Annotated in this window: 7 protein-coding genes; 3 read left to right on the forward strand and 4 right to left on the reverse strand. The window is 65.0% G+C overall.

Annotation, left to right across the window (positions count from 1 at the left end; all coding sequences use genetic code 11):
* Position 1: 1 nt before the first annotated feature.
* Complete coding sequence (locus ACGYK7_RS13535; protein WP_394402898.1) at positions 2 to 1,309, reverse strand: HlyC/CorC family transporter; 1,308 nt, start codon at positions 1,307 to 1,309, stop codon at positions 2 to 4.
* Positions 1,310 to 1,397: 88 nt separating this feature from the next.
* Between ACGYK7_RS13535 and ACGYK7_RS13540 the strand changes: the two genes are divergently transcribed.
* Positions 1,398 to 2,228, forward strand: coding sequence for a metallophosphoesterase family protein (locus tag ACGYK7_RS13540; protein ID WP_394402891.1), 831 nt, complete (start codon positions 1,398 to 1,400; stop codon positions 2,226 to 2,228).
* Here ACGYK7_RS13540 and ACGYK7_RS13545 read toward each other — a convergent pair.
* From ACGYK7_RS13545 to ACGYK7_RS13555, 3 genes are read right to left on the reverse strand one after another with little or no spacing between them, the layout of a single operon-like run.
* Complete coding sequence (locus ACGYK7_RS13545; RefSeq protein WP_394402892.1) at positions 2,165 to 3,148, reverse strand: site-specific tyrosine recombinase XerD; 984 nt, start codon at positions 3,146 to 3,148, stop codon at positions 2,165 to 2,167. The genes ACGYK7_RS13540 and ACGYK7_RS13545 overlap by 64 nt on opposite strands.
* A complete protein-coding gene (locus tag ACGYK7_RS13550) occupies positions 3,145 to 4,791 on the reverse strand; it encodes a hypothetical protein (RefSeq protein ID WP_394402894.1) in 1,647 nt (548 codons plus the stop codon). The genes ACGYK7_RS13545 and ACGYK7_RS13550 overlap by 4 nt, the downstream gene beginning before the upstream one ends.
* A 5-nt stretch (positions 4,792 to 4,796) precedes the next feature.
* Positions 4,797 to 4,946, reverse strand: coding sequence for a hypothetical protein (locus ACGYK7_RS13555; RefSeq protein ID WP_007120408.1), 150 nt, complete (start codon positions 4,944 to 4,946; stop codon positions 4,797 to 4,799).
* 80 nt (positions 4,947 to 5,026) lie between these two features.
* Here ACGYK7_RS13555 and ACGYK7_RS13560 point away from each other — a divergent pair, with 80 nt between their 5' ends.
* Positions 5,027 to 5,623 (forward strand): shikimate kinase, encoded by a 597-nt coding sequence (locus tag ACGYK7_RS13560; protein ID WP_394402896.1) that lies wholly within the window; start codon positions 5,027 to 5,029, stop codon positions 5,621 to 5,623.
* Positions 5,616 to 6,722, forward strand: coding sequence for a 3-dehydroquinate synthase (aroB, locus tag ACGYK7_RS13565; protein WP_394402897.1), 1,107 nt, complete (start codon positions 5,616 to 5,618; stop codon positions 6,720 to 6,722). Before ACGYK7_RS13560 ends, aroB begins: the two co-directional genes overlap by 8 nt.
* Positions 6,723 to 6,940 lie beyond the last annotated feature (218 nt).

Consider the following 6,940-nt stretch of genomic DNA (forward strand, 5'->3'; position numbering starts at 1 on the left):
ATCAGAGCGGGCGGATCTTGAGCTGGGTGATCCGGTTGCCATCCCGCTCGATCACCTCAAAGCGGAAGTTGTGGAAGGAGAAGACCTGCCCCACGGTGGGGATCATCTGCGCCTCATGGATCACCAGCCCGGCCACGGTATTGGCCTCATCATCGGGCAGGGACCAATCGGTCGCGCGGTTGAGGTCGCGGATGGTCATTGCGCCTTCGACCATCAGATGCCCGTCTTCGGACTGTTTAAGCGGGTGATCCGCATCGGGGTCGAACTCATCCGTGATCTCGCCCACGATCTCTTCGAGGATGTCTTCGAGCGTGATCAGCCCTTGGAGCGAGCCATATTCGTCCACCACCAGTGCAAAATGCGTGCGGCGGCGCAGGAACTGGCGCATCTGTTCGTCCAGGGTCGAGGTTTCGGGCACGAAATAGGGTTTCATCACCACATCGGCCACGTTGAACCCGTTGAGCGCAGCGGCATCGCCGTTGGGGCCGCCGATCAGCTTGTACATGGCGCGCAACAGGTCTTTCGCATGGATCACGCCGATGATGTTTTCGGGGTCATCGCGAAAGACCGGCAGGCGGGTGTGGTTCGATTGCAGGCACTTTTCCATGATGTCGGTCGGGTCTGAATCCGCGTCGATCATCTCGATCCCCGAACGGTGCAGCATGACCTCTTCGACCGCGCGTTCGCGCAGGTCGAGCGCGCCCAATATTCGGTCGCGGTCTTCCTTTTCGACGACACCTTCGGAATGGCCCAGTTGCAGCGCCCCGGCGATTTCCTCACGCACCGCCAGAATGTTGCTGTCGGGGTCGATCTGCACGCCGAAAAGCCGCAGCACCCCGCGCACGAAATAGCGCACCGCCGTCACCACGGGCGAGAAGACAAGCACCACGATGCTAATCGGGCGCGAGACCAGCGCCGCCGCCGTTTCGGCATTGGTGATGGCATAGGTCTTGGGCAGCACCTCGGCAAAGACCAGCACCAGAAGCGTCATCACCAGCGTCGCCAGTGCCACGCCGCTTTCGCCGAAGAGCCGCGTAAACAGCGCCGTCGCCATCGAGGCGGCAAGGATGTTGACCAAGTTGTTGCCCAAAAGGACTGAGCCGATCAGACGCTCGTTATCCTCGGTGATCTTGAGCGCGCGGATCGCGCCGCTTGCGCCCTTGTCGGCCTGCGCGCGCAGCTTGCCGCGCGAGGCGGCGGTCAGGGCGGTCTCGGAGCCCGAGAAGAAGCCCGACAGGACAAGCAGGAGCAGGATAATTCCGGTGCTGATCCAGAAAGCGGTGTCAAAAAGGGCGGGGCCCGTTTCCATGAGGTCTAAATCCATCCATTATGTGTTGCGAATGTTATGGGCGCAGGGGCTGCGTCATTCAAGGGTTGCAACAGGGCAGGGTGGTGCGATGCAGGCGAAAATCAACTGCGCGGAGCTTGGGGTTTTGGACGGGCCGCTGCTGCTTTTTGGCGGGCCCTATTCCAACCTTCAGGCAGTCGAGGCGCTGGCGGCTTTCGCGGCGGCACGCGGCATCGACGGGGGGCAGATGATCTGCACCGGCGACAGTGTCGCCTATTGCGGCGCGCCGCGCGAATGCGTGGAGGCGATCCGGGCGCTTGGCTGTGCCGTGGTGGCGGGCAATTGCGAGGTGCAACTGGCCAGCGGCGCCGAGGATTGCGGCTGCGGCTTCGCGCCGGGCAGCAGTTGCGATATGCTGTCGGGCGCGTGGTACGCCCATGCGGCAGCCCAGTTGGACGCAGGCGCGAAAAATTGGATGGGCCGCCTGCCGGATGTGGCGGTGTTCCGGCATCAGGGTCAGCGCTATGGCGTGATCCACGGCGGGGTGCGCGATGTTGCGCGGTTCATCTGGTCCGAGACTGCGGTGGCGGTGTTCGAAGAGGAATGGCGGGCGCTGGAAGACATTGCGGGCCCCGTCGATCATATCATCGCAGGCCACTCCGGTCTGCCCTTCATCCGCGAGACAGCGCGCGGGCGGTGGATTAACGCGGGCGTGATCGGCATGCCGCCCCATGACGGCGGCCAGCAGACGCGGCTGGCGCTTCTCGACGGGGGCGAGGTGAGCTTTCACCGGCTGAGCTACGATGTGGCCGGTGCCCTGGCCGATATGGCCAAGGCAGGCTTGCCGCGCGCCTATGCAGACGCACTGAAAAGCGGTTACTGGCCTTCGGAAGACGTGTTGCCGTCGGGCTTGCGGGTGCCCTCCTTGGCGAGGGGGTGACGCTCCAGCACGAGGTCCGAAAGGCGCTCTTCCAAAACATGGGTATAGATCTCGGTCGTGGCGACATCGGCGTGGCCGAGCATGGTCTGGATCGCTCGCAGATCGGCGCCATTGGCCAGCAGATGCGTGGCGAAGGCGTGGCGCAGGGTGTGGGGCGTGACTTTCTCGGGCGGCACGCCGCCGGTGACGGCGAATTCCTTGATCAGCAGATAGAAGCGATGCCGCGTCAGATGGCCCATCGCCCCGCGTGAGGGGAAGAGATGCCGCGCGGGCGGTTTGCCCTTGGCCTGGGCCGCTTCATCCGCCTTGTCGCGCGCCACGAGCCAAGCCGCCAGCGCGTCGCGGGCAGGCTCTGACAGGGGCACCAGCCGCTCGCGGCCGCCCTTGCCCGAGATCAGCAGCAGCCGCGGATCGCCCCGCGCGGCGCTGACCGGCAGGCTGACCAGCTCGCTGACCCGCATGCCGGTGGCATAGAGCAGCTCCATCAGGCAGGTGTTGCGCAGTTGATCGGCCAGCGATCGGCCAGAGTTGCGCGCGGCATCGAGCAGCCGGTCGACCTCTTCCTCGGACAGGATCTTGGGCAGGCGTTTGTCCTGCCCCGGTCCGGCGATCTGCACCGCCGGGTTGTCTTCGCGCAGCCCTTCCTCAAAGGCGAAACGGTAGAGTTGTTTGATCGCCGAGAGCCGCCGCGCGCGGGTGGACTTGGCCAGCCCCTGCGCATCGCAATAGACAAGGTAATCTTCGACCTCACCGCGGCTGGCGGTCAGGAAATCATGGTTGCGCTGCGCTAGAAAGGAATCGAAATCCTTCAGATCGCGGCCATAGGCCAGCTGCGTGTTGGTGGCGGCACCCTGTTCGGCGGCGGCGGCCTCCAGAAAGCTGGAGATCCAATGAAAGGTCGGGGTCTGGGACATCATCATTGCTGGAGCAATACAATCTGCAAGGCGGCACGTCGGGCGGTGTCTTCCAACCCGAGGGCGCGCAGGGTGGCTAGGGCGTCGCGGAGCGCCGATGTGTCACCACTCGCCCCGTCATGCAAGAGCGACAATAGGCGCAAAATCGCCATGCCCAATTCCTTGTCCCGCGCCAGCGCCATCAGGTCGGCCCGGGGGGCGGGATTGGAAAAGGCGTCATGCACCGCCGCGGCCAATGGCGCATCGGGCGCGGGGCCATTGGGCGCATCGCCCACCGCCACGGCGCGCAGCAATTCGTCCTCGGGGGACTTGCCGATCACCCGCGCCGCGGCGGCTTCGTAGTCGGGCGACAGCAGGGCCACATCCCGCGCCAGACGCGCAGTTTGGCCCGCCAGTGGAATGGTCGAGAGCGGTTCGGCAAAGAGCGCGGCAAAGGCCACTTCGAGAGAGGCTTCCCGCATCGCCTCCCACGCGGGCGGCAGGGTCTTGGCCACCGCTTCGGCGCTGCTGGTGCGCAGGGCCGTCTCAAACCGTTGCAACGCCGCGACCCGGTCCCAGACCCCGCCAGAGGCGGCGGGCTGACGGTCGGTGTAAAGGCCCAGCAGCAGGTTGTCGGGCAGGGCGCCCGCGCGGGTCAGCCGCTCGGCGGCCTCAAGCTGGGCCTTCCATCCGGCGATGTCGCGCAGATCGGCCACCGCATAGGCGCGCGGCAGGATGTTGGAGGGCAAGGGCTCGCCAATGGTCTCAAACAGGCGGAAGGTCATCGGGTCCATCTGACGCGGCACGCGCAGGGGTTCGGCCCCTTCGTAGAAATCCGGGTTCAAGAAACGGTCGAAGAGTTCGAGCTGCGCCTCGGGCAGCAGGCCGAGCGCTTGGGCCGAGCCAAAGGTCAGGGCTGCGTTCTCCCAATTGCCGGCGCGGGCGTTGCAGAAAATCCGGGTGCCATAGTCGCGGGTCAGATGCGGCGATTTCATCAGCCGCTCGCAGACGCGATGCTCGGTCCCGGTGAGCAGGGAAAGCTGCATCCACAGGTCGAAATGCGCGGTCGAGGTGGTCACCCCGGCCTGTTCGATCAGCGACAGCGCCGGGTCGAGAGCGCCAAGCTCCATCAGCTTTTCGCCCCGCGCCAGCGCCAAAAGATCGCCGTTGCGCGCCTCGCCCTGCGGGGCCTGTGCCTCGGCCAGAAGCACGGTGTAGAGCAGGGCCTGAGCGGCGGGCAGATGCAGGTCCGGCAAGTCGCGGATGCGGTCGATCAGGGCGGTCGTGTCGCTGGCCAGCCAGATGTCCCCGCGCAGCCCGGTGACCGAGCCGGGCACGAGCCCGATGCGGCGCGGCGCGCCATCGCCCAAGGGCGTGACCTGCACGGGCGGCGGCAGCGCACTGTTGGCCACGGGCGGTTCCGGCACCCGGCCCGGGTTGGGCGGGCGTTTGGGCCGGTTTTCGGGCGGCGACTGCGCGCCCAGCCAGTCGATCACCGAAAGCGGCTGATCATTGGCCGGGGGGGTCTTTTCCTGCTTTTCAGAGGCTTGCCGCGATTCGTGGCCCAGATTGCGGTCTTCTTCAGATTCGGCCAACAGGGCCGTGGCGCTGACCGAGCAAATCAACGCAGCACAAAGGGCCCATTTGCCTTTGGACAGGGCGTTTAACACGCCGCTCAATCCGCAGTCAGCGTGACAGGCTGGCGCGTCTCAATTTGTTCGGGCGAAAAATCCACGCCAAAGAAAGGCCCGACATAGGCATAGCCCACAAGACCGATGAAGCCGACAATCAATAGAAATATCAAAAGCTTGAAAAGTTTACCCATGATTTATGCCTGCCCGGAATTCTGCTATTTTGCCAAACTATATATGGCCTTTTCGGCAAGATCACGTCATTCAGAGAAAAATGAGCGGAATTAAGCACAGCATGACCGATGGCGAAGAAACGCCGCCCCGCTACCGTCTGAACAAGACGGTGGCGCTGGTTGGCATGATGGGCGCGGGCAAGACGGCGGTGGGGCGTGCGGTCTCGGCCAAACTGGGCGCGCCTTTTCTGGACAGCGATGCGGAAATCGAAGCGGCGGCCAATCTCAGCGTGCCGGAGATTTTCACCCGCGACGGGGAGCCCTTCTTTCGCAAACGCGAAACCGAGGTGATCGCGCGGCTTTTGGCCGAGGAGCGCTGCATCCTGTCGACCGGCGGCGGCGCCTTTCTGGCCGAGGTGAACCGCGACAATATCGCGGCTTACGGCGTGGCGCTCTGGCTCGATGCGGATTTGGAGCTTCTGTGGAACCGGGTGCGCTACAAAGACAGCCGTCCGCTGCTGCGCACGTCTGATCCCAAGGCCACGTTGGCGGCGCTTTATCGCGACCGGGTGCCGCTTTACCGGCTGGCGGATCTTTCGGTGCGCTGCGATCCGCGCCTGTCGATCGACGCCATGGCCAACCGGGTGATCGACAAGCTGCTGACAAGGCCCGATGTTTTGGAGAGAGTGGATGCGTGAGGTGGTTTCCGTCGCCCTGCCGGGGCGGGAGTATGACGTGGTCATCGGGCCGGGCTTGCTGGCGGATGCCGGCGCGCTGATCGCACCGCTGCTGCGGCGCAAGCGGGTGGCCGTCATCACCGAAAGCCGCGTCGCCGCATTGCATTTAGACGCGCTGCGGGAGGGATTGGCGGCCGAGGGCATCGCGATGTCAGCGCTGGAACTCGCCCCCGGCGAGGGGACGAAGGATTGGGCGAATCTTCAGCGCTGCGTGGACTGGCTGCTTGATGAGCAGGTGGAGCGCGGCGATATCGTCGTGGCCTTTGGCGGCGGGGTGATCGGTGATCTGGTGGGCTTTGCCGCCGCCGTGCTGCGGCGCGGGGTGCGTTTTGTGCAGATCCCCACCTCTCTTCTGGCGCAAGTCGACAGTTCGGTCGGCGGCAAGACCGGGATCAACGCGCGCCAAGGCAAGAACCTGATCGGCGCCTTCCACCAGCCCAGCCTCGTGCTGGCGGATACCGAGGTGTTGGGCACCATGTCCGACCGGGATTTCCTTGCCGGTTATGGTGAGGTGGTGAAATACGGGCTGCTTGGCGACGCGGCGTTCTTTGATTGGCTTGAGGGGCAGGGTCCAGCCCTTGCGGCAGGCGATATGGCCGCCCGGATCGAAGCGGTGCGTCGGTCGGTTCAGATGAAGGCCGATATCGTGGCGCGGGACGAGACAGAGCAGGGCGACCGTGCGCTGTTGAACCTTGGCCATACTTTCGGCCATGCGCTCGAGGCGGCGACGGGCTATTCCGACCGGCTGCTGCACGGCGAAGGCGTGGCAATTGGCTGTGCGCTGGCCTTTGAGCTTTCCGCCCGGCTGGCGCTTTGCCCGCAGGAAGACCCGAGCCGTCTGCGCGCCCATTTGGTCCAGATGGGGATGAAGACCGACCTGCGCGACATTCCCGGTGACCTGCCCGAGGCCGAGGAACTGCTGCGGCTGATGGGGCAGGACAAGAAGGTCGTCGATGGCCGTTTGCGCTTCGTTCTGGCGCGCGGCATCGGGCAGGCTTTTGCCGGGGCCGAGGTGGAGAACGCCGAGGTGCTTGGGCTGCTGCGGGATGCGCTCGGCTGAAGCCCCACGGCTACGGCTTCGCGTAAAGGGCCATCGCCTGCAGTTAAAATTCGGGCTAGGTAATTTTCGGATCAGTTGGCCTGAGACGTGTCTCTGCGCGAGGCGGCTGTCTAGCCGAGGGCCATCGCCTGCCCGCGGGTCGGCGATGGCCCGGCGCCTTCGGCTTGATTCCGGGCTGGGTGGTAATCTTGAGCCGTCGCTCAAGGCGGGCAGGGCGC

It is taken from the genome of Sulfitobacter sp. 1A15299, assembly GCF_043556915.1.
Taxonomy (GTDB): Bacteria; Pseudomonadota; Alphaproteobacteria; order Rhodobacterales; family Rhodobacteraceae; genus Sulfitobacter.